General features: G+C 56.5%; 20 protein-coding genes. 7 read left to right on the forward strand and 13 right to left on the reverse strand.

All coding sequences use genetic code 11. The annotated features are described in order from the left end of the window. Window positions 1–8: 8 nt before the first annotated feature. From AC3RCG_RS06910 to AC3RCG_RS06930, 5 genes are all read left to right on the forward strand, one after another. On the forward strand, window positions 9–2,279 hold the full coding sequence (locus tag AC3RCG_RS06910; RefSeq protein ID WP_492405262.1) for a T6SS effector phospholipase Tle3 domain-containing protein: 2,271 nt from the start codon (window positions 9–11) through the stop codon (window positions 2,277–2,279). 81 nt (window positions 2,280–2,360) lie between these two features. Continuing rightward, window positions 2,361–3,980 carry a type VI lipase adapter Tla3 domain-containing protein gene (locus AC3RCG_RS06915; RefSeq protein WP_492405260.1) on the forward strand — a complete coding sequence of 540 codons (1,620 nt, stop codon included), beginning with the start codon at window positions 2,361–2,363 and terminating at the stop codon, window positions 3,978–3,980. A 13-nt stretch (window positions 3,981–3,993) separates the two neighbouring features. Next, window positions 3,994–4,260, forward strand: coding sequence for a PAAR domain-containing protein (locus AC3RCG_RS06920; protein ID WP_070310542.1), 267 nt, complete (start codon window positions 3,994–3,996; stop codon window positions 4,258–4,260). Window positions 4,261–4,345: 85 nt separating this feature from the next. Next, on the forward strand, window positions 4,346–5,008 hold the full coding sequence (locus tag AC3RCG_RS06925) for a hypothetical protein (protein ID WP_492405258.1): 663 nt from the start codon (window positions 4,346–4,348) through the stop codon (window positions 5,006–5,008). A gap of 38 nt (window positions 5,009–5,046) precedes the next feature. Then, on the forward strand, window positions 5,047–5,481 hold the full coding sequence (locus AC3RCG_RS06930) for a DUF695 domain-containing protein (protein ID WP_052755885.1): 435 nt from the start codon (window positions 5,047–5,049) through the stop codon (window positions 5,479–5,481). Here AC3RCG_RS06930 and bla read toward each other — a convergent pair whose 3' ends face one another. Next, window positions 5,482–6,375, reverse strand: coding sequence for a class A beta-lactamase (bla, locus tag AC3RCG_RS06935; protein ID WP_492405256.1), 894 nt, complete (start codon window positions 6,373–6,375; stop codon window positions 5,482–5,484). It lies immediately after the preceding gene. Continuing rightward, window positions 6,368–9,043 (reverse strand): hybrid sensor histidine kinase/response regulator, encoded by a 2,676-nt coding sequence (locus AC3RCG_RS06940; protein ID WP_492405254.1) that lies wholly within the window; start codon window positions 9,041–9,043, stop codon window positions 6,368–6,370. The genes bla and AC3RCG_RS06940 overlap by 8 nt, the downstream gene beginning before the upstream one ends. Here AC3RCG_RS06940 and AC3RCG_RS06945 point away from each other — a divergent pair. Together AC3RCG_RS06945 and AC3RCG_RS06950 are read left to right on the forward strand one after the other, a co-directional pair. Next, window positions 9,042–9,251, forward strand: coding sequence for a hypothetical protein (locus tag AC3RCG_RS06945; protein WP_070310055.1), 210 nt, complete (start codon window positions 9,042–9,044; stop codon window positions 9,249–9,251). The genes AC3RCG_RS06940 and AC3RCG_RS06945 overlap by 2 nt on opposite strands. 308 nt (window positions 9,252–9,559) lie before the next feature. Next, window positions 9,560–11,791 (forward strand): TonB-dependent receptor, encoded by a 2,232-nt coding sequence (locus AC3RCG_RS06950; protein WP_121668615.1) that lies wholly within the window; start codon window positions 9,560–9,562, stop codon window positions 11,789–11,791. 137 nt (window positions 11,792–11,928) lie between these two features. Here the strand turns inward: AC3RCG_RS06950 and gluQRS are convergent, their stop codons facing one another. From gluQRS to AC3RCG_RS07005, 11 genes are all read right to left on the reverse strand, one after another. Next, on the reverse strand, window positions 11,929–12,858 hold the full coding sequence (gene gluQRS / locus AC3RCG_RS06955; RefSeq protein WP_492405308.1) for a tRNA glutamyl-Q(34) synthetase GluQRS: 930 nt from the start codon (window positions 12,856–12,858) through the stop codon (window positions 11,929–11,931). 126 nt (window positions 12,859–12,984) lie between these two features. Next, complete coding sequence (locus AC3RCG_RS06960; protein WP_492405251.1) at window positions 12,985–13,836, reverse strand: hypothetical protein; 852 nt, start codon at window positions 13,834–13,836, stop codon at window positions 12,985–12,987. Between the two features lie 508 nt (window positions 13,837–14,344). Further along, entirely contained in the window at window positions 14,345–14,545 is a 201-nt protein-coding gene (locus tag AC3RCG_RS06965) for a hypothetical protein (RefSeq protein ID WP_492405249.1), read from the reverse strand. 57 nt (window positions 14,546–14,602) lie between these two features. Further along, the gene (locus tag AC3RCG_RS06970) at window positions 14,603–15,025 is read right to left on the reverse strand and encodes a hypothetical protein (protein WP_139143860.1); all 423 of its coding nucleotides are present in this window, start codon (window positions 15,023–15,025) and stop codon (window positions 14,603–14,605) included. Then, window positions 15,009–15,329: a hypothetical protein gene (locus tag AC3RCG_RS06975; protein ID WP_492405247.1), complete on the reverse strand. Its 321-nt coding sequence runs from the start codon at window positions 15,327–15,329 to the stop codon at window positions 15,009–15,011. The genes AC3RCG_RS06970 and AC3RCG_RS06975 overlap by 17 nt, the downstream gene beginning before the upstream one ends. A gap of 14 nt (window positions 15,330–15,343) precedes the next feature. Beyond that, entirely contained in the window at window positions 15,344–15,820 is a 477-nt protein-coding gene (locus AC3RCG_RS06980; RefSeq protein WP_492405245.1) for a hypothetical protein, read from the reverse strand. Window positions 15,821–15,926: 106 nt separating this feature from the next. Then, window positions 15,927–16,502, reverse strand: a complete 576-nt coding sequence (locus tag AC3RCG_RS06985; RefSeq protein WP_492405243.1) for a hypothetical protein — start codon at window positions 16,500–16,502, stop codon at window positions 15,927–15,929. A gap of 40 nt (window positions 16,503–16,542) precedes the next feature. After that, window positions 16,543–16,827 (reverse strand): hypothetical protein, encoded by a 285-nt coding sequence (locus AC3RCG_RS06990; protein WP_141749852.1) that lies wholly within the window; start codon window positions 16,825–16,827, stop codon window positions 16,543–16,545. A gap of 60 nt (window positions 16,828–16,887) precedes the next feature. Continuing rightward, window positions 16,888–17,343, reverse strand: coding sequence for a hypothetical protein (locus tag AC3RCG_RS06995; protein ID WP_141749853.1), 456 nt, complete (start codon window positions 17,341–17,343; stop codon window positions 16,888–16,890). Next, a complete protein-coding gene (locus AC3RCG_RS07000; RefSeq protein ID WP_492405241.1) occupies window positions 17,344–22,338 on the reverse strand; it encodes an RHS repeat-associated core domain-containing protein in 4,995 nt (1,664 codons plus the stop codon). After that, on the reverse strand, window positions 22,335–23,633 hold the full coding sequence (locus AC3RCG_RS07005; RefSeq protein ID WP_492405239.1) for a DUF2169 family type VI secretion system accessory protein: 1,299 nt from the start codon (window positions 23,631–23,633) through the stop codon (window positions 22,335–22,337). The genes AC3RCG_RS07000 and AC3RCG_RS07005 overlap by 4 nt, the downstream gene beginning before the upstream one ends.

The raw sequence follows: 23,633 nt of genomic DNA on the forward strand, positions 1-23,633 counted from the left end.
AGAATGCAATGGGCAGCTATCCGAAAGTGCCGTACGTGGTGGGCGAAGACGTGACGCTCCTGCATTGCGAACGCAGCGTCTGCAAGAAGGTGAAAATACGCCGCAACTTGCCGGGCAATATCATCGTTATTCACGGCGTCAACGATGTGGGCGTCAGCTACAAGGCGGTGGAGCATGGCTTGTGCGAGGGATTGACGCAAAGGCTGGGCCGCGGCTTTACGCCAGCTTCTTACCGCATGCCTGTGGCGGCGGACAAGGACAGGCTGGAAGACGATCCCGACGCCGTGTTCTTCAAGCGCACTATCGCCAAGGATACCAACAGCCCCGTGATCCCGTTTTACTGGGGCTACCGTGAAGTGGGAGTGAAATGCAAAACGATCAACGGCCAGTTTGTTGACCGCTACGGCAACCGCCTCGACAAGGACCTGTCCAAGGAAGGCGGTCCCTTCGGCAACGCCACCAGCAGCTTGCCCGACATGTGGCGTCCGGGTATCTATGCGCCTGCGGATCCCATGGGCGATGCCTTGCGTCCATTGAGGACGGCGCCTGGCCGCATGTACATGGTATTGGCGGCCCAGCGTCTGGCCGCGCTCATTTCCATGATCCGCGATTATGATGCTGACGATACTGTCAGCATCGTCGCGCACAGCCAGGGTTGCCTGCTGTCGCTGCTGGCCCAAGCCATGCTGATGGAAAAGGGGCTGGCGCCGGCCGATAATTTGATACTCACGCATCCGCCGTACAGCCTGGTGGACAGCCTGCCTCTGCTGATGCGAGGCGCGGCCTGGTTCGACGGCGGCGAGGATGCGGCGATGAAGCCTTATTACCATTTGCTCAGTGGTGCGCAGACCATGGGAGCGCGCCTGAAGACTTTGGCGAATATCGTGGCCGGTGTGGCAAAGGGCACTGGCCAGGCCTGCCAGCCGCCGTTTGCCGACTTGAAGAAGGACGAACATCGTGGCATGGTCGGCAGCCGCTGGCAGAGTGCCGACGACCGCGACAATCGCCGCAAAGTTTATCTGTATTTTTGTCCCGAAGACATGACGGTGGCACTGGATAATATCCAGGGCATGGGGTGGGATGGCGTACCGGATTATGCATCGGGAAGTGAACTCATGGAGGAAGAGGAAACTTCCAGCATTGATGGAAACAGCGTTTTTACTGGACATACCCGCATCGTGGAACGCGAGCAGGTACGCAATGCGCTGGCGGAACTGGGCGGCAGATTTTATCAGCGGATATTCAGCAACAAGACCAGGCTGGATCCGGCCACTGGAAAGACCACGGTGTCGTTGGTAGGCAAGCCGCCGCCTTTTGACTTTCCACTGCGTCTTACAACAGAAAGCGAACAGGCACACGTTGATGTTTCATTACGAAAATATCGTGCGCAACACAAGGCGGTGGCTTGGCCTATCAATACCAGGTTGAGCAAGACGGAACAGCGTAATGGCATACGCACCATCACTGGCGAAGCATTGAAACAGCCGGTGCCGGCCGATTTGCGCGGCACCTCGCAAATCGATTCGCCCAATATTCCCAAAACTTCGATGATGCGAAACCGTAAACCTGAAGATCAGGGACCTGTGGAAGAAGTCGATCCCTGCGATGCATCAGTAGCACTTACCAGCGGAAGCGGCCTGTACACAAGCGTCGAGGATCGCCCGGATCCGGCCGGCTATCGCCGCTTTCCAGAGCGCGATGAAGCCATACGCGGGGCCGAATTAGCCTTGATGACGACTGCCTATAACAAGGAAAAGAAACTCGATGGCAAAGGGCCGCTCGATCAACGCAACGTCATTGCAGCCACCCGCTACACGGACGGAAATGTCTTGGCAACCATCCAGGAAAGCCCGAATGAGGCCCGCTTGCGCTGGCAGCGGGAGGTCAGCGCCAAGTCTTTTCATAGTTCTATTATCGGTAGCGCGAAGAATCATAGTCAAGTGACCGCGTATGACGTGGCGATTGGCAGCGGCAAGGCTAGTTCGGATCCGCAGTTTTATGCGTATTTATGTGCGGTGGCGGATTGGCGGGTGAAGAGATTACAGACGAAAGAAAAACCTAGAAAGGGAATACTTCTGGAGGAGATCTTTCTTGCTGATTTTGCAGCATATTTAAGTGCTGAATCACCGTGGCGACGAACAGTTATTGACGGCAATATCAAGTATTACAACACGGGAATTTTGCCTGCAGGATTGCCCTTGCTAACAGGGGCGTTGTGGAAAATTGTAGTGTCACAAACCAAAAACATAAAAGTAGTGAGCGAAAAAAAAGCAAAATAAATGGTTGTCGAACTTCGCCAGTAGCAATTTTCTCGGATCGACTACCGTTTCTCCAGAACTGCATACCCATAGGTGATAGATATGATGACGCTTCGGTGGTTGGGAATATCGATAGTTATTGTCGTTTTATTTTTTGGTTTGTTATGGCTCAGTGCCTTATCGAAGAGCCAGGCACGTGAAATTGCGTTACAGGTGACGGCGCAACAGCTAAAAATACCTGTGGAATCAGAGCGAGAATATGTGTTGGAAGTGATCGGATTTGGTGTGACGCTCGATAAATACCGGCAGGGTAAATTATGGGAAGCCTTGCGAAAGGGAAGTGCTTATACCAGCATACGTGAGCAAGATCCGAAAAAATATCCCTGGACTGGATATGACAAGGATGGAGATGGCGGTAGTAGGGCCTGCGATGCATTGGAAAACGGTGCAAATCTCACTCCCTTGTATTGGGGCTTGCCATCGTTTTATGCTGGCTCGCCGATACTTAATCCCGCCGCGCAACCCAGTGCGGATGAACCGATGGCCGGTCTGGTAGCGGGCGCAAGCACGACGGGTTTATCCTTTCATTTTTTTTCAATTGCACCTTGGAAGTTAGACGAGAGACCGGATCGTTTGTTGATAGATGTTTTTGATTTTTTTGATCGTCATCCTGACGTCCCCTATGTGTTGGTGCATTCCGAAGACAGCCCAGGAACCCGCGATGGCGGGCGCAAGCCAGGAGATAAGAAGACGCTGGTTGATGGCTACTATATCCCCGAAATGCCTGATGCCACAACCGTGTTTATCCTGGCTCGTAGGAAGAGGGTGGAATTTTTGCGTCCATATGTGTGGGAAGACCCCGAGAATAAGTTTGTGCAAGAGAAATTCAGGTCTATGTACTATGATTTGAAAAATTCTCTGGCAAAACAGGACAAAAAACTGGATGAAAACTCCTTTTCTATGCCCCGCCAACCCACCGTCGCCGAATGGCTCGGCGCTGCCGCCTCTTTCGCCCAGCGGCCCGATATCCGTGGCGTCGGCTTGCACACCTTCGATAAACTCAATCCCTGGGAAAATCGTCCGCCGCGCGACTGGAAGCCGACGCCGTGGTTCCCCATTCCGTGGAACCGGGAACAGATGGAAACCTTCGACCGATTGCCTTCGTTTGGATTCGTGCACAGGCCCGTGTTCGTCAAGTTCGCGGATGAGGAAGGCAAGCCCGTCACGCGGCGCGATGCGCGCCAGAATATTTTTAACGCCGGCTGGCGGCAAGCGCTGCAGACCTTGCCGGAAGCCGAGCGCGGCAAGGGGCCTGCGCGCATCGTGGCCGGCACGGGAAACCAGCCGGAGCAGTTACTGATGTTGGAAAGCATGCTGCATGACTATGCGGCACAGGGTGGCCCCGAAATCGACAGCAGCAAGAGCGCGCAGTTCATCAATACTGATCTTCGCCTGGGCAACACGGGCGCGGCCACGTGGTTCATGCAGATGGCCATCGGCGTGATGGGCAGCTACCGCGATGGCGGCGCCAGTGCGGCGATTAATTTACGCGACAGTAACGAGGCCAGCATTATTTTTATTACGCCACCATCGGATGCCAAACGTCAGCAGCAGGATGCCAATGTTGATATCTTCCGCAGCCGCATCACGCCGGCCGTCGATCCGGCCAACTACGTGGCGCCATCGGTGGAAGCCATCCTGGAAAGCTCGGCGGGCAAGTAGAACGGGAGGTAGCATGCGCAAAGTCATCCGTTTGGGCGACGCAACGTCGCATGGCGGCAAGGTGCTCAGTTGTGCCGCCACGCACTTCACGGTCAATGGTATCGCTGTCGCCTGCGTCGGGGACTTGTGCAGTTGCCCCATCAAGGGGCACCAAGGCTGCAAGATTGCCAGCGGCTCGTCCCGGCATAGCATCAACGGCATCGCCATCGCCTTCGAAGGCGACACCACCACCTGCGGCGCCAAGCTGCTGGCTGGCGGCGTCAACTTCCACACGTCCTGATGCCGCGTCCTCCCGGTATTTCCTGCTAACTATATAATCGGCGCTTGGGCGATACCCGCCTCTGAACGTCGATTGAAGGAATGCCATGCCAGGATATTTCGTGCGCCCCTTGGCGCTGTGTGTAATGTCGGCCGCGTGCCTCTCTGCCAGTGCCGCCGAGGCGGTGGCGGTGGATGCGCAGCAGCGCGCGTCCTTGCTGGAGTTTTATGCGCAGCAATATCCGGGCGAGCCGGCCACGCGCACCGTGTTCGAGAGCGTGCCCGTGGTCGGCGGCCGCGGCCGCGAAGTGGTGGGCAGCGTGGAAACGCCGCCGTATCGCGGCCATGGCGTGCTGTGCCGGACGCAGCGTACCAAGTTCGTGCTGCACGGCGAAGGCAAGCAGGCGCGCTGGCAGGAGGCGGGCATGGAGTATTACGCCTGGCTCGACCGTGGCACCTGCCGCGCGGTGGCCGAACCCGTGCGCATGCTGCAACGGATTCCCGATGTGGAACTGGAAGGCGTGTTGCTGTACCAGAAGCCGTTGCTGGAGCGGGCGCGATTATTGATGGCGGGTAACACGGCCTGCGCGCCGCTACGGGCGCTGAAATTTACGCTGGCAGCCGTCGACGTGGGCGCCGCCACGCCGCGCGCCGAAGAGCGCTACGCGCTGGTGTTCAAGAGCGACCGCGACAGCTACACCCGCGTCTGGCTGCGCAAGAGCGGCGCCCAGTATGACGCCTGGAATGTGACTTGCCCGCCGGTGCTGTAAGCTGCGCTCCCTCGATTTATTTTTTGACTATTGCAACCATGAACGAAAATTCCACTTCCGCCCGCAGCTGGGGCACCATCGTCACGCATAGCGACGAGATGGCCATCATCTACCGCTATGTCGACACCTTCCATGACGACTGGGACCTGTCGTCGCAGCCGGACCGCATCATCATCGCCTGGCGTTATGAAGATGAAACGGGCATGCCCGCGCCGAACGAGCGCGAGCACATGGAGGAGCTGGAAGCGGCGCTGGCGCCCGTGGTGGAAGAAGACGGCTTCGCCACCCTGGCGCTGGTGTCGACGGGCGAAAACTTGCGTGAATGGATTTATTACACGCAGTCGGGCGAAGAATTCTTCAATCGCCTGAACACGGCGCTGGCGCCGCGTCCAAAGTTCCCGATTGAAATCCGCAGCGCGGCCGATCCGGCCTGGTCGACGTATGCCGGCTTTATGGCCGCCCTGCCCAAGTAATTACACCAATGCGGCCGTCACGATGCGCGTGGCGGCCGTGATGATGTCCTGATTCGTGTCCGCGTTTTTCTGTTCGCGGGTGTAGTACACGGCGATGAGCAGCGGCGCGCCGCTGGGCGGGTAGGCCACGCCGATGTCGTTGACGCTGCCATAGGCGCCCGAGCCCGTTTTATCGGCCACTTGCCAGCCGGCCGGCACGCCGGCGCGGATGCGCTTGTCGCCCGTCGTGTTGCCGCGCATCCAGGTGTCCAGTTGCTGGCGCTGCGGCGCCGGCAAGCTATTTTCCAATAACACTTGTTGCAAGCTGTGCGCCATCGACGCAGGGCTGGCCGTGTCGCGCACTTCGCCGGGGATGGCGCTATTGAGTTCCGTTTCCCAGCGTTCCAGCTGGAATACCGTGTTGCCGATGCTGCGTGCAAACGCCGTCACGGCTTGTGGCCCGCCCAATATTTTCATCAGGAAATTGGCCGCGCTATTGTCGCTGTACTGCAAGGTGGCGGCGCACAGGTCGGCCACGCTCATGCCGTTGGCCAGATGTTTTTCCGTGATGGGCGAATAGGTGACCAGTTCCTTTTTCTCGTAACGCACGTGCTGGTCGAGCAAGCCCGGCTGGCTGACGCTGCGGGCCAGCACGGCGGCCGCCAGCATGGCCTTGAAGGTGCTGGCCAGGGGGAAGCGTTCGTCGGCGCGGTAGGCAACGCGCAGCTCGCTGCCCTGGCGCCAGGCGGCAACGCCGAGGCGTCCGCCTGCGGCCTGTTCCAGCGCGGCCAGCTGCGTGTGGGCGCTGGCGATGCTGGTGGCGGGTGCGGCGAACAGTAGCGGTGCCGGGCACAGCAGGGTAGTGCCGGCGGCCAGCAGGAGGGTGCGGCGGACGTGGTTCGGGGAGTCAGTCATGGTCTGTAGGTATTTTCGGAGTGGAAAGGGCGGCCAGCAGTTCGCCGATGGCGAGCAGGTTGGCCGGTTTGGTCAGATGGTGGTCGAAGCCGGCTGCGCTCGACTGGCTGCGGTCGTTTTCGGCACCCCAGCCCGTCAATGCGACGAGCACGACGTTGGCGCCGGCCGGTATCCGGCGCAGCGCGCGCGCCACTTCGTAGCCGTTCATGCCGGGCAAGCCGATGTCGAGGAAGATAACGTCAGGCAAGAATTGCGGCGCCACGGCCAGGGCCTGCGCGCCATCGTGGGCCACTTGCGTGGCATGGCCCATCATGTCGAGCACGGCCGCCAGGGTATCGGCCGCATCGACATTGTCGTCGACCACCAGCACGCGGAAATGGCGGGCGCTGGCGGCGTGGGCGGGCGCGTCCGGTGCGGCGGGGGCGTTGGCTTCTTCCTTCAGCAGCGGCAGGCGCACGGTAAATGTGCTGCCCAGGCCGGCGCCGGGACTGGCCGCCGTGGCGCTGCCGCCATGCAACTCGGCCAGGCGCCGCACCAGCGACAGGCCGATGCCCAGGCCGCCCTGGGCGCGGCCCATGTTTTGCCCCACCTGGGTAAACATGTCGAAGACGGTGGCGATCGATTCGGCGGGGATGCCCACGCCGCTGTCCCTGACTTCGATCAAGGCCTTATTGCCATCGCGTACCGCGCGCAAGGCGATGTGGCCGCCGGCGGGCGTGTACTTGGCGGCGTTGTTGAGCAAATTGCCCAGTACTTGCGCCAGCCGCGTGGGGTCTGCCTCGAGCGGCAGCGGTTCTTCAGCGACTTGTATCTGCAACTGGTGGCGGCCCGCTTCGATCAGCGGCATGCTCGTTTCCACGGCGCTGGCGATGATGGTTTTCAAGTCCGCGCGTTCGAGCTTGAGCTCGATCTGGCCCCGCGTGATGCGGGCCACGTCCAGCAAGTCGTTGACCAGGTGCACCATCTGATTGACTTGCCGCTCCATCACGTCGCGCACGCGCGACACGGTGGCGGGCTTGTCGGCGGCCAGGCGCATGATTTGCAAGCCGTTGCGGATCGGTGCGAGCGGGTTGCGCAGTTCGTGCGCCAGGGTGGCCAGGAATTCCGTCTTGCGCCGGTCCATCTCGGACAGGTTGTCGGCCAGCTGGCGCAATTGCTGTTCCGAGCGCTTGCGCTCGCTGATGTCGCTGAACAGCACCGTCAGCAGGCGGCTGCCGGGGCCGCCCAGGCGCGCGGCGAAGACTTCGAACCAGCGCTCCATGGCCACGGCTTCGTTTTCGTAGCGCACGGGTTCGCCCGTCTTGACTACCTGGTCGTACAGGTCGAACCAGTGCTGATCATGGTCGGGCACGAAGCTGCGGATGGTCTTGCCGATGGCATTGTCGAGGCCCGACTGCTTGACGAAGGCGGCGTTGCCTTCCAGGTAGCGGAAGTCCACGGGGCGGCCCTGCTCGTCGTACAGCATTTCAATGACGCAAAAGGCCTGGTCCATCAGCTCGATCAGAGTGCGATAGCGTTCCTCGCTGCGCCGCAGCGCATCTTCCACCTGTTTCTGGCGCGTGATGTCGAGCAGCACGCCGGGAAATTGCAAGGGTGTGCCATCGGGCGCGTATTCCGCGCGGCCCCGCGCGATGACCGAGCGGTACTGTCCATCGCCGGCAGCGACGCGGTAGCTGGCCTCGAACGGCGCGTGCGCGTGCAGCGCCTGGGCAATTTGAGCGCTGACTTGCTCGCGGTCATCGGGATGGATGATGTCCAGGTAGCGCGCCAACGGCGCCGCCGTGGTCGCATCGGCATTGACGGGGAACAGGCGCGCCATATTGCTGTCGGCCGTCACGCGGTCGGCAACGATGTCCCAGTTCCAGGTGGCCACTTCGCCGGCCGCCAGGGTCAGGCGCAGGGTTTCCTCGTTCTGCTTGCTGGCCGTCAGGTCGAGCGAGATGCCGGACAGGGCGATCACGTTGCCGGCGCCGTCGCTGGCGCAGGTGCCGCGCATGTGCGCCCAGTGCAGTGCGCCATCTGGCCAGCGCACGCGGATATCGATCTCGAAATCGCTGGCGCTGGCAATGGCTGCATGCACCACCGCTTGCCATTGCTGCAGATCGCCGTCGAGCATGGCACCCGTCAGCTGCGCATAATCGATGTGGCTGTCAGGTGGCAGGCCCAGATTGGCCTTGAACGCATCGGAGCCGGCCATACTGCCGCTGCCCAGGTCGATCTCCCACGTGCCCATGCGGCCGCCCTGCATGGCCAGGCGCAGCCGCTGTTCCGTCTGCCGCTGCTGCGTCACGTCGCAATGCGAGCCCAGCCATTCAACGATGCTGCCGTCGGGCGCCAGCACGGGCAGCATGCGCACGAGCATGTTGCGGTAGCTGCCGCTGACGTGGCGCAGCCGGTATTCCGCCTCGAACACGGTCGTCAGATGCGACGGCATGACGTAAGGCAAGTTGCGGTCGTCCGGATGCAGGGCATTGAGCCAGCCGCGGCCCCGCAGTTCGGCTTCCGTCTGGCCCGTGAAGGCGCGCCAGGACGGCTGGTCGGTATCGAACTGGCCGAAGGTTTTCGTGCTCCAGACGATGTCGCAATGGGCGCCCAGCAGCCTATGCGCGGCCTGCGCGGCGGCGGGGGAGGAAATGATGTCGTGGCTGTGCTGGCTCGGTTCTGGCATGGATAAGGTCGGCAATGGTGCGGCGCGCCGCCGCTGCACTGGGATGGGGCAGCACGGCAAGGTCAAGTATGGCGATATTACAGTCAAATACCGGCCGGAGCCTGTCTTGCAGGCAGCATTTCGCCGCCGCGGCGCAACGGCGGCGCCAGGGCCGGAAAATGGGCAAAACAGCAAGCTCCTGAGCGTATTGTGGCTGAATAACCACTAGTCAGGCTTTTATGTTGGTGAATAAATATTTTACATAACAATATTCTTGCAGCGCATAAGCCGCTTGAATTAAATTGGCGCCTTACTTAAAAGTTGGTGTTCATCAGACATCCGAGAGATGCGGCCGGAACCGCTGTCAACTTGAGTGACAGCCAGGACAGAGCCAGTGACGCCGAGAGCGGGGGAACATCCGCTCGCGCTGCTGCACCGTGATGGTGCAAACGATCGTCCAGCGCCGTATATAACCCGGAGACAGGTTGCAAGAAAGACAGATTTCGCAATTCTTTTTTTAAACTTCTGGGAAACCACATGATCAAGATGTCCAAGATGCACAAGCGTTTGTGCGCCAAAAGCGCTGCTATGCTGGCACTGTCCGCTGCCTTGCCTATCGGCTCGGCTTATGCTGATGAAGTCGCTGCTGATACGACCCCTGCCGCCAGCCAGCTGGAAACCGTGACCGTGACGGCACAGCGCCGCAAGGAAAATATCCGCGACGTGCCCGTTTCCGTGTCGCTGCTGCGCGACGAGAAGCTCGACGTGCTCGTGTCCAGCGGCCAGGATATCCGCGTGCTGGCCGGCAAAGTGCCGAGCCTGAACGTGGAATCGTCGAATGGCCGCACCTTCCCCCGCTTCTACATCCGCGGCTACGGCAATACCGACTTCAACATCTTTGCATCGCAACCTGTTTCCCTGATTTACGACGATGTCGTGCAAGAAAATCCCATCCTCAAGGGCTATCCGATTTTCGACGTGGCTGGCGTGGAAGTACTGCGCGGCCCGCAAGGCACCTTGTTCGGCCGCAATACGCCGGCCGGCGTGGTCAAGTTCGAATCCGTCAAGCCGAAGCTGGACAAGGTTGAAGGCTATTACAACGTTTCCGCCGCCACGCACAACACGACCAACTTCGACGGCGCCGTCAACGTGCCGCTGAGCAAAGAATGGGCGCTGCGCTTCTCGACCCTGCGCCAGCACCGCGACGATTACGTCGACAACACATTTACGGGCCAGAAAAACGCGCTGGACGGCTACAACGAACATGCTGAACGCGTGCAATTGCTGTACGCACCGAACACCACGTTCAACGCCCTGTTCAATGTGCACCAGCGCAACACCACGGGCAGCGCGCGCGTCTTCTACGCCAACCTGATCAAGCAGGGCACGAACGACATCGTCGACGGTTTCGACCCGAACAAGTCGTTCACGAATGCGCCGAATTTCCAGCGTCTGCGCACCAACGGCGCCAGCGCCCGCCTGAGCTGGGACCTGGACGGCGTCAAGTTGTACTCGATCACCGGCTTTGAACAGGTCGGCAGTTATGTGTCGCATGGCGACATCGACGGCGGCACGCCGACGGGCCCCGGCTTCATTCCTTTCCAAGTTGAAACGGCCGGCGGCATCACCAGCGTGAAGCAATACTCGCAGGAGTTCCGCGCCGAATCGAAAAATGCCGGTCCGCTGAACTGGCAGGCAGGCGTGTACTACTTCAACGAAGATGCCAACGGTTTCACCGACAACTTCGATACCAGCACGCACGTGCTGACCACGCACCTGGCCAGCCGCCAGAAGAACTCGGCCTGGGCCACGTTCGGTTCCGTCAACTACGCCGTCAACGATGACTTCATGCTGCGCGCCGGTTTGCGCTACACCAAGGACAAGAAGGATTTCAACACGGTGGAAGCGACCAACATCGTGCAGGTCAACCCGACCAGCGCCGATGTCAGCAAAGCCAAGGTCAACTGGGACTTGAGCGGTACCTATAAATACAACAAGGACGTGAACTTCTACGCGCGTATCGCCACTGGTTTCCGCGCGCCAAGTATCGCCCCGGCCAGCGACAAGGTGTCCGTGACAGTTGCCGATGCGGAAACTATCACTTCGTACGAAGCCGGTATCAAGGCCGATTTGTTCAACCGCCGCGCCCGCGTCGCGTTCAGCGTGTATGACTACCAGGTGAAAAACCAGCAACTGACGGTGGTGGGCGGCACGTCGAATATCACGCGCCTGATCAATGCAGCCAAGACGAACGGCCGCGGCGCCGAGCTGGAACTGGAAGGCTTTGTCACGCCGAGCCTGAAGATGTCGCTGGGCGGCAGCTACAACTTCACGGAAATCAAGGACCCGAGCCTGTCGATCGCCACCTGCGCGCAAACGCGTTGCACCGTGACGGACCCGCTGACCACCGGCAACCGTGCCATCATCGACGGCAATCCATTGCCGCAAGCGCCGAAGTGGACGATCACCGCCACGGGCCGCTATTCGATCCCGATGGAAAACGGCGAATTCTTCGTCTTCACAGACTGGGCTTACCGCAGCAAGATCAACTTCTTCCTGTATGAGGCAACCGAGTTCACCGGCAAGCCGATGGTCGAAGGCGGCTTGCGCGTGGGTTACACCTGGGATGCCGGCAAGTATGAAGTGGCCGCGTTCGGCCGCAACATCACCGACACCCAGCGTATCACGGGTGCCATCGACTTCAACAACCGCACGGGCTTCATCAATGAGCCACGTCAATTTGGGGTGCAATTCAAAGGCAACTTCTAAGAACACATAAGCAAACCTGCTGCGCGCCGTGATTTGCGGCCGCTCGCTACGGTTTTCTTAAGTGTTCGGTTCCAGGCGCCGGCCATGTGCTGGCGCCTGCATTGCTACCCGCCCGGCTCGCGCCGCGGCGGGTTTTTTTATGCGTGCCCGGGAAGGCGCGCCAGCCGCTGCGCCCAGGCGGGAATGGCTTGCCGCCAGAAATCTTCCACGTCGTCGGCGCGCACGTCGAGACCGAGGAAGCGGGCCGCCGGCAGCAGCGCCGACGCCAGCAGTTCGGCCGCATCGGTGCCCGTATCGAAGGCGAGGGCGCCTGTCTGTTTCGACAGTTTCTCGCCGCTGTCATTGGTGACGACAGGCACGTGCAAGAAGCCGGGATGAGGCAAGCCCAGCACATCCTGCAGATACAGCTGGCGCGGCGTGGAGTCGAGCAAGTCCGCCCCACGCACCACCTGCGTGATGCCCTGTGCGCCATCGTCGACCACCACGGCCAGCTGATACGCCCAAAAGCCATCGCCGCGCAGCACGATGAAGTCACCCACTTCGCTGGCAAGGTCTTGCCGCTGCGGACCCGCCCAGCGGTCCGTAAAGCCGTACACGGCTTGCGGCCCCTGCGGCACGCGCAGCCGCCAGGCCCGCGCCGCCTTGCCCGGCGCCAAGCCATGGCGGCAGGTACCCGGATACACGGCGGCGCCAATCTTTGGTCCGCCCGCCTGCAGCACCGAATCCTGAATCTCCTTGCGCGAACAGCCGCACGCATACACGAGGCCATCGTCCTGCAACTGCTTCAGCGCCGCCTCGTACAACGGCAGCCGCCGGCTCTGCCACGTCGCCTCGCCATCCCACGCCATGCCGCAGCGCTGCAAGGTGGCCAGGATCGCCATATCGGCACCCTCGACGTTGCGGTCGTAGTCCAGGTCCTCGATACGCAGCAGCCATGTGCCCTGATGCACCTTGGCATCGAGATAACTGGCCATGGCGGCAACAAGCGAGCCCATGTGCAGGGGACCGGAGGGGGAGGGGGCGAAGCGGCCGATGTAGGGAGCGGTGGGGGAGTTCGGAGACGGCATGCTGTAAGTGTAGGCGGTGGTGACAGGCACTGATGGTTTATTGCGCAGGATCGGTAGCTTGGCGACAGCGGCAAGTATCGTGCAGGGCGATGGGCAAGTCAAATCCTGGGTTGTTCCAGGTGCTGCCTAATTGATAATCAAGTGTGTAACGTTATCTTCAACATATGAAATTTCTTCATTGCAGTAATGCGGGTCATTCAGCTCTCGGAAATGTAAATCCTTGTCGAGTTTCTTCGTTCTGAACTTGTTACTCAGCAGTGCTACAACGCTCCCCTCATCTGGCCAGTTTGAAGAATATGTTGCTATCAATGCATTTTCAAAAGAAATTTCATTGAGAAGACAGATTTTTAATCTTCGAGGTAGCTTCTTCAATAAATTCAGCCATTGTATCTCACTTGTTTTTGGGAAAAAAGTATCACTATTTTTTATGGATTCCATTATTCGTTGCTGCACTTTTATCGATTTATCTATATTGATATGCGATTCACAATTATCATTCATTTTCAATCGGATGGGTGATTTTCTGGCTATTTTGTACTGCAAGATTATGCATGATGAGGATGTTCTTATGTCATGTTGTACGATAACGCTTCCCCACGGAAATTGAAATATTATTTCTGATAACCCTTTCATTTTTCCGGGAATGCCAGACTTTCTTTGAATTTTTTTGACTAACGATGATTCACTCACGCCGTTGCCTACAGAATTATTTTCAAAGTAATGCATTATTACGTAATCTATTTCGGGGAAATTTTCTTTTACAATAATCAACTCGACAACGTAATCGCCTACCCATCCATTGATATCAAAAATATACATTCCAGCCCCTGTTGTTGTGGGTTTGGTGTGGAATGTATTGATAATGCTATTTATGAAATAGTTTGCTGGAGTTTTTTTCGATAATGCAATCTCTCCATTGACGAGCAGTAATCCATCAATGAAATCAAAAATATAGCTTGGGATTTCAAATTTTTTCATTCTGTTATGCGGAATTTTGAATGAGGCATCTCGTATGAATTATTACAGTGATTCAGCACGGTTGGTAGAGGCAAATATTGTTCCCCATCGGATCTTCGACGTTCAGAAAACTTGCGTAGGGAGCCTCTACATAATTGACGAAAAAACAGTTTTTTCCAGTCGCTCCTTGAGCGTGTCAATATTTTTCGTTCGTAAAGTGATAGATTGATCGTGCCACCTTTGCTACCTACGCGATGTGCTTGCTCAATTTTTGAAGGATGCATGAATTCTATTGAGAATTTTTTGTTGGACTCGTGTGTCATTGTCAGACGGCGACTGGTGCCTGAATTACACTGAATGATGCTATCCATCGTAATAAAAAATCCGAGATTATCAATGTAAAATTCTTTTGCTTCGTCAAAATTCAGGCAGAGTATTCCTATATTGATAGTGTCTAAAATGTGACTTTTTATGGGTCTCATGGTTATTCTTGTAATAGAGGATAAATACGAAAAATATTATTTTCAAATTACATAAGCCAGGATTTTATTGTGAATAAAAAATTTTCACAGACTTCATGTTCTTCTTTGAAAAAGCGAAGCCCTGTTTTTATTCCTCGTTCATAATAAAAAACCTCCCAATATCCATTTTTTTCTCTGATGCACAGACTCTCATCCTGAGTCGGATCGCCAATCGAGAAAGCATTTGATGGTATGTTTAAAATTGCCATCTCGTGTCCTATATCGGAAATACTCATATATATGGTAATCTGAATTTAATATTGGTTTTATTGATAGGCGCAAAAAACTGATGTGGTTTGATTATGTGGGTCGTGGCAGGCGTCTATTTTCCCCCACGGCCCTGATTGCGGCAGAACGATGCCAAAATCATCCAGAAACCAGCGTCTCACTCTTCTTGTATATTTTCCTTCTGGTTTAGACTGAAAACCATCCATGCAATTTTCCGGACCAAAATCCCAGCATTTTATGGGGCCATCATCTTTCTCAAAAAAACAAATAACGATTATTCTCAATTTCTTTAGTTTGAAACTTGTTTTGTAGGCGATTACCTCTTCTTCATGCATTACCCATGCTTCCCAGTCTTGATCCATCGAGTGTAGATTTTTTCTTTTCATCCCTCTAAATAGAATGATTGATTCGTTTGCAGAAAAATATCCATCTTCAAATTTGACATCACGAATTATATCCATTGTCAATAATTTTAATTTTGTGAATTTTTATCAGTTTATTATTTTCATCAACCAGGCTTATCTTATAGTTTTCTGATTTGGCATAAAAGTAAGCGGAGAAGAAACTTGAATTTAGAAAAATGCAAACAACATATTTCCAACTCTTTTTATATGAATTTTCATTGATCAGTAGATTAATTATTTCTGGCGTGATTAGTTTGGCATTCCAAGCCTTGGATAGCTTAATGTGCATATCAGCTCCCTTGTTAATTTCAAACTTCATGCTTGACAAAAAATCCTTATGTGGATAAATAAGAATTTTCATTTTTGTCCTTTGATTTATTGTGTATGAAAATAGTGCATATTCCAGGATATTCCAATTGATGCCATCGCGGATTGAATAGATGCTGAAGCTGAAATGCTGCCCCATGGAAAGTTGAATGCGGAGAAAGATTTTTTTACTTCGTCAGGATTTTTTTCCAACACTTTAGCAAGTAATCTGGCCAGGTTGTTCTTGTCGGATATCAACTGATTTTCCGTTGAGTTGTATCCATATTTTTTGGTATTTCCTCCATCCCACGATAGCCATACACTCTTCATGCAATAATTTTCAAAGATAAAATTTATGCCAAACTCAAATTCATTCAAGCTTCCGCACGTTGATAAATTGTGCACGAAAGTATTGGTTTTGTTGTCTTCTATTTCAATGTCATTTTCTTTTGCAATTTTAATAAAATCAGATTCGTTAAGTGGCGCCATCATGATGCCGTCCAATAGGAGATAACCATTTTTTGTGTCAAATGATACTTTTTTCATTTTTTAAAACCTTGCCGGATGCCCTGGTTAAGGAGTGATAATATGATAATTCCCAACCTGACACTACACCATGAGCGCTAGCGGATTAGATTTTCGCATATCCACTCTAGAGTTTTTGCATAGGAAATATTTCCTTTTTCCGTTCTTGAGTCGCATCATGAAGAAAAGAGTTCTTTAGTTCCAAAGTTCCATTTTGCGTGACCCACATGCAGATTGAATCAGAGATAGCATGATCTGTATTGGCTTCATCAAGTATTTTTGCCATCATGTGGAAACCTTTCAAAATATGATTTTTTAACATATGGAATTCGGCCACAATCATGCGCAATCTCAGGGATTTGCTTTTTTCGAAGCTATCGAGAATTTTCTCTTGTTCGTGGCTTGGTGAGTTGTGTAGGTAGTAACTAAATACAGGTTCAATATGGCCATTGAAAACGTTGTCGTCGTCGGCAGATACATTGATGGTGATGATGTTTTTTGCAATTTTCAACATGGCTGCGTTTGGCGGACTTTGCCATGCTATATCCCAGATAATCCGATGTAGTTCCGCGCAATAAAATTGGTGTTCGAGCGAGCGAGCAAAAAAATCAAGCTCGTTGCTTGTAAGTGGAGCAGTTTTCTTTGCGATAATTTTTTTTCGCAAGCTTTTAAGATATTTTTCTTCCAGACGCAATTTTTTCATAGTTAATTATAATGAATTCTAATTCATTGATAGTCTCGTTTTATCTATGATAGTTTGAACTGATGATTTTTATCGTCTTTTTTGAAATGGTATAAGTGATGGATCTTCCCAATGATGTTTTTCCACCTAGTATTTTTTCGACGGATGCAAAATTTGGTACGAAAGTTATTTTAATATCTTCGTTGTTGTTTTGAATATATATTTCAAAATCTGAAATATTTCTTTGTTCTTTTTTGAATTCATCCAAAACCACGAGCAATTTTTCAAGATTTTTTCCGGAAATTTTTTCTTCTAAGTTTTCTATGTTGGGTGTATGTTTTTCCATATCTCTATCGGAATAGGAAAGGTTTATTGGAGTACTCTGTTAATTAATATTTATTCTCTATCATATGTTTGTATTTTTGCCATATATTATCATTGTTGAGCAAAGTGATGATTTTTGATCTGCTTTGACTATTATGTATCCCCACGAGAAAGAAAAAAAATCCTCGTACTTAGTCGATGTTTCAGCTGGTTGATCTAGTGATTTTGAAATTAACTTACTTAGATATTTTTTTTCATTGATCATGTCCGAGTGACTGGAGTCATAGCCAAGTCTATTGGTGATTCCATCTGTCCAGATTATTTCAATAATATAAAGAATTCCATTTTTAAATCTGAGATTTACTCTTGTTTCCAGATTGAGAAATTGAATATTTTGCATGCTATATGTTTCAAATTCATTTATTTTTCCAAAGCTTTCAAGAAAATTTATGTTTTTTATTTCTTTGATTGATGTGTTTTTGTTTACGTGAAAATTCTCATTTATTTCAATATCTCCAGTATTTTTATTTATATTCATTTACGGCCTCGGAAATTTAAATATTTTTGCGTTGGCTTTGAGTTTTGGTATATCTGAATCATCAATAAAGTATTGGTTTCCTCCTCCTGCGCCTAGTAATGTATTTGCCAATGCTTTTCCCGTGCCTGCACAGATATCTTCCGATAGTTTGAATGCTTGAACCTGATCTCTCATCGGTCGCGCCCCTGGAGTGTTTCCGGAATGTGAGATTTGCGTTAAATTATTGTATGCCAATGCGCTTCCATTTGCGGAAATAAGTGTCATTCTGTCGCTGTAATAATTTCCGGGTTTGGGACCGTACGGATAAAGGGAATATAAGATAGTCCCTTTTTTTAAAACAATATTTGTATATGCATCGACTCCTGGGTAGGGCGGCTTACCTTGCCATTTTGTTGCTGAAGCTGATGGATTTTTACCAATACAAGGATTGCATGGTGTGTTTTTTGCACATTTCTTTGCTAACCCTAATGGGTCACTCCAGCCAGTGGGATTTGGTGCATATGTATATGTATTTAATCCACCAAGCAAGCCAACTGGATCTTGGGTCACGTACCTGGCTACATCCGGATCATAGTAGCGGTAACGGTTATAAAACAGCCCCGTTTCCCCATCCTCATACTGCCCCTGAAACCGCAGCGGCTGCTTGATTTCTCCCTCGACGTGCAGCAAGCGTCCCCATGCCTTGTAGCGTCCGCTCCAGACCACGTTCCCTTGCGCATCCGTCAGTTCGCGCGGCGTGCCCAGGTGGTCGCAGTGGTAGTAGGTGATGCGGTCGTGCGCTACCGCGCCGTCGGCTGCCGCCAAGGTATGCTGCAATGCCGAGGCATGCAGCGCTTCACTGTCCGCCTGTTCTTGCGCAATTGCCGCTTGCAGTTCGGCATCGTGCCGGGTAGCGGGTAAATCCCACTGCGCCACGCGTGGCAGATGTACGGCGCTTGCCTGGCGGCAGGCTGGCGAAGCGATCCTGGCCATCGGCACGAAGCTGTCCGGCTCGTACAGGTATGTGACCGTCTCTTCGTGTCCAAGTTCCTGCGCCAGCGTGTCGCCGTCCCAGACGAAGAAGGTGGTGGTGGCGCTCGTGCGGGCGGGCTGGTCTTTGCTGATGTCTTGCTGCTTGCTCCAGCGTGCTTCTTCTACCCGCTTGGCGATGCGACGGCTGAAGGCGTCATAAAAGTAGCGGGCGCGGTGGTGCGACTGGCGCTCCATCCTGCTGGCGTGGCTGAGGCGGTTCTCGGCGTCGTAGTGCAGTTCCAGGTCGCTCCAGGTCGACTCCCTGCCTGGAGGATGGAAGCGTTTGCCGGCGGCGTTGCCTTGCTCGTCGTAATCGTAGTCGGTATCGCCATAGTTGTTCAGGACGTTGCCGGGCGCGGGAGCCTTGTCGAGCAGATTGCCTGCGGGGGCGAAGGCGAAGCGTTCTGCCAGGCCCGGCTGCACGGCGGCCAGCAGTTGGCCGACGGGATCGTAGGTATAGCTGAGTTTGCCAAGCGGGCCGGCAGCGGTGGCGCCTGTCTGAAAAATGGTTGTCAGGTTGCCTTGCGCATCGTATTCGAAGCGGCGTTCGCGCACGGGGGCGGGTGCGTCGGCGCCGCGCGCCAGGGTCAGCTGGGTGAGCCGCGATTGCGGGTCGTACTGGCGCGTGGCGAGCAGGCCGCTGTTGCCCAGGGTGCGCTGTTTTTCGCGGTGCAGTTTGTCGCGCTCCACGTCGACCACGGCTTTGCCTTGCCACAGCACGCCATGCCATTGGCCGGAACCGTAACGCAGGGTATCGACGCGGCGTCCGTTCGGCAGGACCGTCTGGATGCGGTTGCCCAGCTCATCATAGGCGTGCGTCATGACGAAACTGGCGTCCGGCGCGCGCGGGACGTTGGGCAGCCTGCCGGCGTCGGGCAGGGATTGCAGGAAATATGCGCTGCGCTCTTCGGTCAGCTGGCCCAGCGCATCGTGGAAGAAACGCTGTTCGGCTTGCGGCGCGGACACGCCCGTCAGCCGCCCCAGCGCATCGTAGGCGTAGCGCACCACGCCATCCGACGTGGTCTTGACTGATAACAAACCGAGCGCGTCGCGCAGCAGTTCCGTGCGTTGCTTGCCGCACTCGGTGGCGCTCAGGTTGCCGGCCTGGTCGTAGCTGTATTGCGTGCGCTTGCCGTCGAAGCCCGTTTCCGACGTCAGCCAGCCTTCCGTGTGATACGCGAGCCGGTAGCTTTCACCCTTGGCGTTGATCAATTCCGTCAGTTGCAGTGCGGCATCGTAGCGGTACTGCACCGTCTGGCCGATGGCGTCCGTGCGTTCCACGGGCAAGCCCTGGCCGCTGTAGCGGTAGCGCGTCTGCTGGCCGGCGCCATCCTCGTGCAAGACCAGATTGCCGTCCGCATCGTAGGCGTACTGTTCCCGCGTTTGATCGGGCGCCGTGAGGCGGATCAGCCGGCCCAGCGCGTCATACTCGTAGCGGGTGGCATGGCCCAGCGCATCGCGCGTCGTTTCCAGCCGACCCAGTGCATCGTAGGCATATTCGCTGGTGTGGCCGGAGCAATCTGTATAGGCGGTCAGCCAGCCCTGGCGGTTGTACTGAAAATGCTTGCTGCCGCCTCTGGCGTCGATCAGTTCCACCAGCTGGCCGCGCTGGTCGTAGCGGTAGCGCGTGACGTGGCCCAGCGCATCGGTGATGCTGACGGGACGGCCTGCCGCATCGTATTCGCGGCGTGTGATATTGCCCAGCGCATCCGTGAAGGCGACGGGCTGGTTCTGGCCGTCGTAGTCGATGTTGCTGCTGTGCCCCTTGGCATCGGTGCTGCGGGTCAGGTTGCCGGCCGCATCGTAGGCGTAGCGCGTGGCGGCGCCGTTGGCGTCGATATCGGCCAGCAGCATGCCATCGCGGTCCCATTCGCGCCGGCCCAGCGAGGCTGCCTTGCCGTCGATCACGCGGCGCACTTCGGTGACCAGCCAGTTGGCGTCGAAGGTGTATTCGAGGACGCCGCCGTTTTCCGTGACGCGGCTCGTGTCGTTGTCCACGTAATCGATGCGCGTGTGCTCGCTGCCATCCCGGGCGCGCGTGGCGATGGCGCGCGCCTGGTAGCTGTTGGCCAAGCTGACGGGATGGCGCTGCGCCAGTTCCTGTTCGCTTAATGGCGAGCCGCGCCAGCGGGCGCGCAGCGCGTCCAGGCTGATCCATTCCAGCTCGTACGTAAAACCCGTGTAGCTGCTGCACGACGTGAGCAGGTGGTGACGATAGCTGTAGCGGCGCGTGTCGCCCAGCGCATTCGACTGGCTGACCAGGTTGTGGCGGGGCGCGAAGGGTGGCTGGGCATCGTCCGTTTCGCTGGCATAGGCGTAGCGGACATGGCACAGGCGGCTGCCGTCCGCCAGCACTTCGTCAACCCGGCCGATGCGGGGGGACTGTTCCGTCTCCCCGCGCATGGCTTCGAGCACGCCGCCATCGTCGCTGCGCAGGCGCAGCAGCACTTCGCCCGGTTTGGCCTCCATGAAACGGTCGATGCTGATGCCGCGTCCATCGCGCCCTTCGCTGCGCACGAGCGCAAAACGCTGTGTGGCAATCGGCGCGGACGGGGCCAGCATGGCGTTGACGCCGTCGTAGCCGTGCGGCAGCCAGCCGCCTTCAGCGCGCGCGTAGCGGTCGCTGCTGCCGTCGCGCCACAGCACGGTAAAGGTGTCGGCGCCGTCGCGCGTCAGCGTAAAACCTTCCTTGCGGCTATCGTGCTGCTGGCCCGCTTCCAGGCCAGGCAGGCGCAGGGCGCGGCCGCTGTCGTCGTGCAACACGATGCCGGCGTCGCTCAGCGACAGGCTGGTGGTGTAGGGCGTGGACCAGCGCGCGCCCAGCAAGCCCCAGTCTTCGCATTCGGCGCCGGAGCGGTAGCAGCGCGTCCAAGTGATGGGGATGCTGCGCTCGAGCGCGAAATCCGTCTGGTACAGGATTTCCTGGCCCGTACCGAAATGCACGGGCTTGCGGCCCTTGACGGGTTTTTTCGCGGGGCCGCTATCTTTCGGGCAGCAGTCGGAGGGCGGCTCCGATTTCGGTTCTTTCTTGCCACGGCTCTTGCCGTCGTCGCCGCCGTTTTTCGGTGGCGGTTTGTCGAACTTTTGGGGCGGCTTGTCCGGTTTCTTGCCGACCAGCTTGTCCTTGACCTTGTTGATGGTCGGCGCCGCCTTTTTGCCCAGGAACTTGCTCAGTATTTTTCCGCCTGGAGCCTTGCTGAATACTGCCGCCTGCAATACGTTGCCGGCGACATTCATGCCGATGTCCGCAGCGGTGCTCAGTAGATCTGGTGTCTTGCCTGTCAATATGTAATCGGCCGCCTGGTCGAGCACCGTGGCAGAGGCTTCCAGTGCCGTTCCACTGGCAACGGTCGCCGTGCCGGCAACGGCGCCTGCTGCCGCCCCCGCTTCCATCGCGGCGGCAACGGGGGCGCCCACTCCCGTTGCCGCCACGCCAACGCCAGCCACGCCCAGCACGGCGCTGCCTGTCAGGACGGCGCCGCCCGCGTCCACCAGGTCTTCGGCGGCGCCATGCATTTTCTTGGAACCATGATCCTTGTAATCGTGTGCCGCCTCCCGTATCGCCGCCTTCAGTTCCTTGAGCACGGGCTTGGCCGCTTCCGCACCCCGCTCGTAAATCTTGCCCACGGTATTGCGCGAATTCATCCATACTTCGCGTCCCATCTGCACCAGGCTGGCGCCGTTGGCGCGGTGGATGGGGCTGGCGACCTTGGTGTCGACCTGCTTGCCGACGGTGCCGCTCTTGACGCCGCCCGCCTTGCCGGCCGCGTCGCCCTTGACGGTGGGAATGGTGCTGCGCTGGTGCAGGATGACGGGTTCGCTGTGCGACTTGACGTTGGGCGAGGCGTTCTGCGCTTCCGCAAACTCGCCGATGATGTTGTAGGGAATAGGCGGCGTGCTGGAGCCGACGGGCGTCTTGCAAATGTCGGGGCTGAGGCTGACGCAATAGAAGCGCGAGGCTTTGGTGACGGTTTCATTCGTCATTTGTCTTTACCTTGTTCGGCCGCCTTGCCCAGTGCTTCCTGGGCCTGTTCCAGCAGTTCGATGCGTGCGATCTGCGCCGGCTCCATCACGTGCAGCAGGCGCGACTCCACCTGGCCCGCATCGGCCGGCACAATGGCGCGCCACACCAGTTCCACGCTGGCCGCTTCAGGGGCGATCAGCACCGTATCGATGGCCAGGCGCCAGACGAGCAACTGGTCGTTCTTGTCCGCCAGTAGCAGGCACAGTACTTGTTGGGGCAGGGCGAAGCGCAGCACGGTGTTGCCGCGCGGGTCGATGCGGGCCGACGGATGGTCGTGGCGGCACAGGTTGGTCAGCGTAAATTGCTCCAGTCCCGCCAGGTACGGACATTGCTGGTCGGGAGGCGTGCTGTTCCAGTACGCGAAATCGAAGTCTTCCGGTAACAAGGGGACTTCGTCGGCACCCCATGTGTCTTTTTCCACGATGTTTCCGGCCAGTGCGCGGCGCGGCAGCCAACCACGGCCGATAACGGCCAGCCCCGCCGGCGCGGGCAGCTCTTTGCCGCCCGCGCCTTGCCAGAACTGGGCGGCCGTACATGGCTGCGACGGCTGCGTGATGCGCGGTGCTGGCACCTCATTGATCTGTTTCGCATCCAGGTACCAGTGCCGCGCAAAGCCGCGCCCCAGCGGATTGGCCTGGCAGGAATCGTGCTTCGCCGCGTTGCAGTCGTCGGCCTCGATGCGGCATTGCCCGCCATACGCATAGGCATAGTGCAGCGGCAATTGCAGGAACGGTTCCGGCGTGGACAAGTGCCACGGATTGGGCCGCAGCAAGCCCGCCGTGGCGACGCGGGCGCAGCCTTGGGCCAGGCGGGTGAGGATGGCTTTCTTGCGGAAGGCGCGCTCGCCGCACACCTGCAAGGTCTTGTCGATCAGGGTCTTCTTTTTTGACTGTACTTTCAAATTGACGAGAAATTGCAGCATCGCCTGCCCGCGCGGCGCGTGCGCCACGCCATTGACGATCAGGTCGCAGCGCGGCTTGTAGGGCGCGAAGTCGCTCTCCTGCACCGTGCCCGCCTGCGTGTCGTCGTGCAGGTGCCGGTCTTCCGTGGCCAGCGGCGACTGGCGTGCCATGGGCAGCAGGCTGGCCACGCCATCGGCGCCGCACGGGCCCAGGGTGTAGCCCATGCGTGCCACCACCACATGAAAGGCCTCGCCGAATTGATCAACCATGTCGAACTGGCTGGCCGCGTGCGGCGTGCGGTTGTCGAAGAGCAGGTTGGGAACGTTGAAATGGGCGGTGCCGGCGTCGTTCAT

The organism is Janthinobacterium sp. GW823-FHT01H08, from assembly GCF_058797855.1.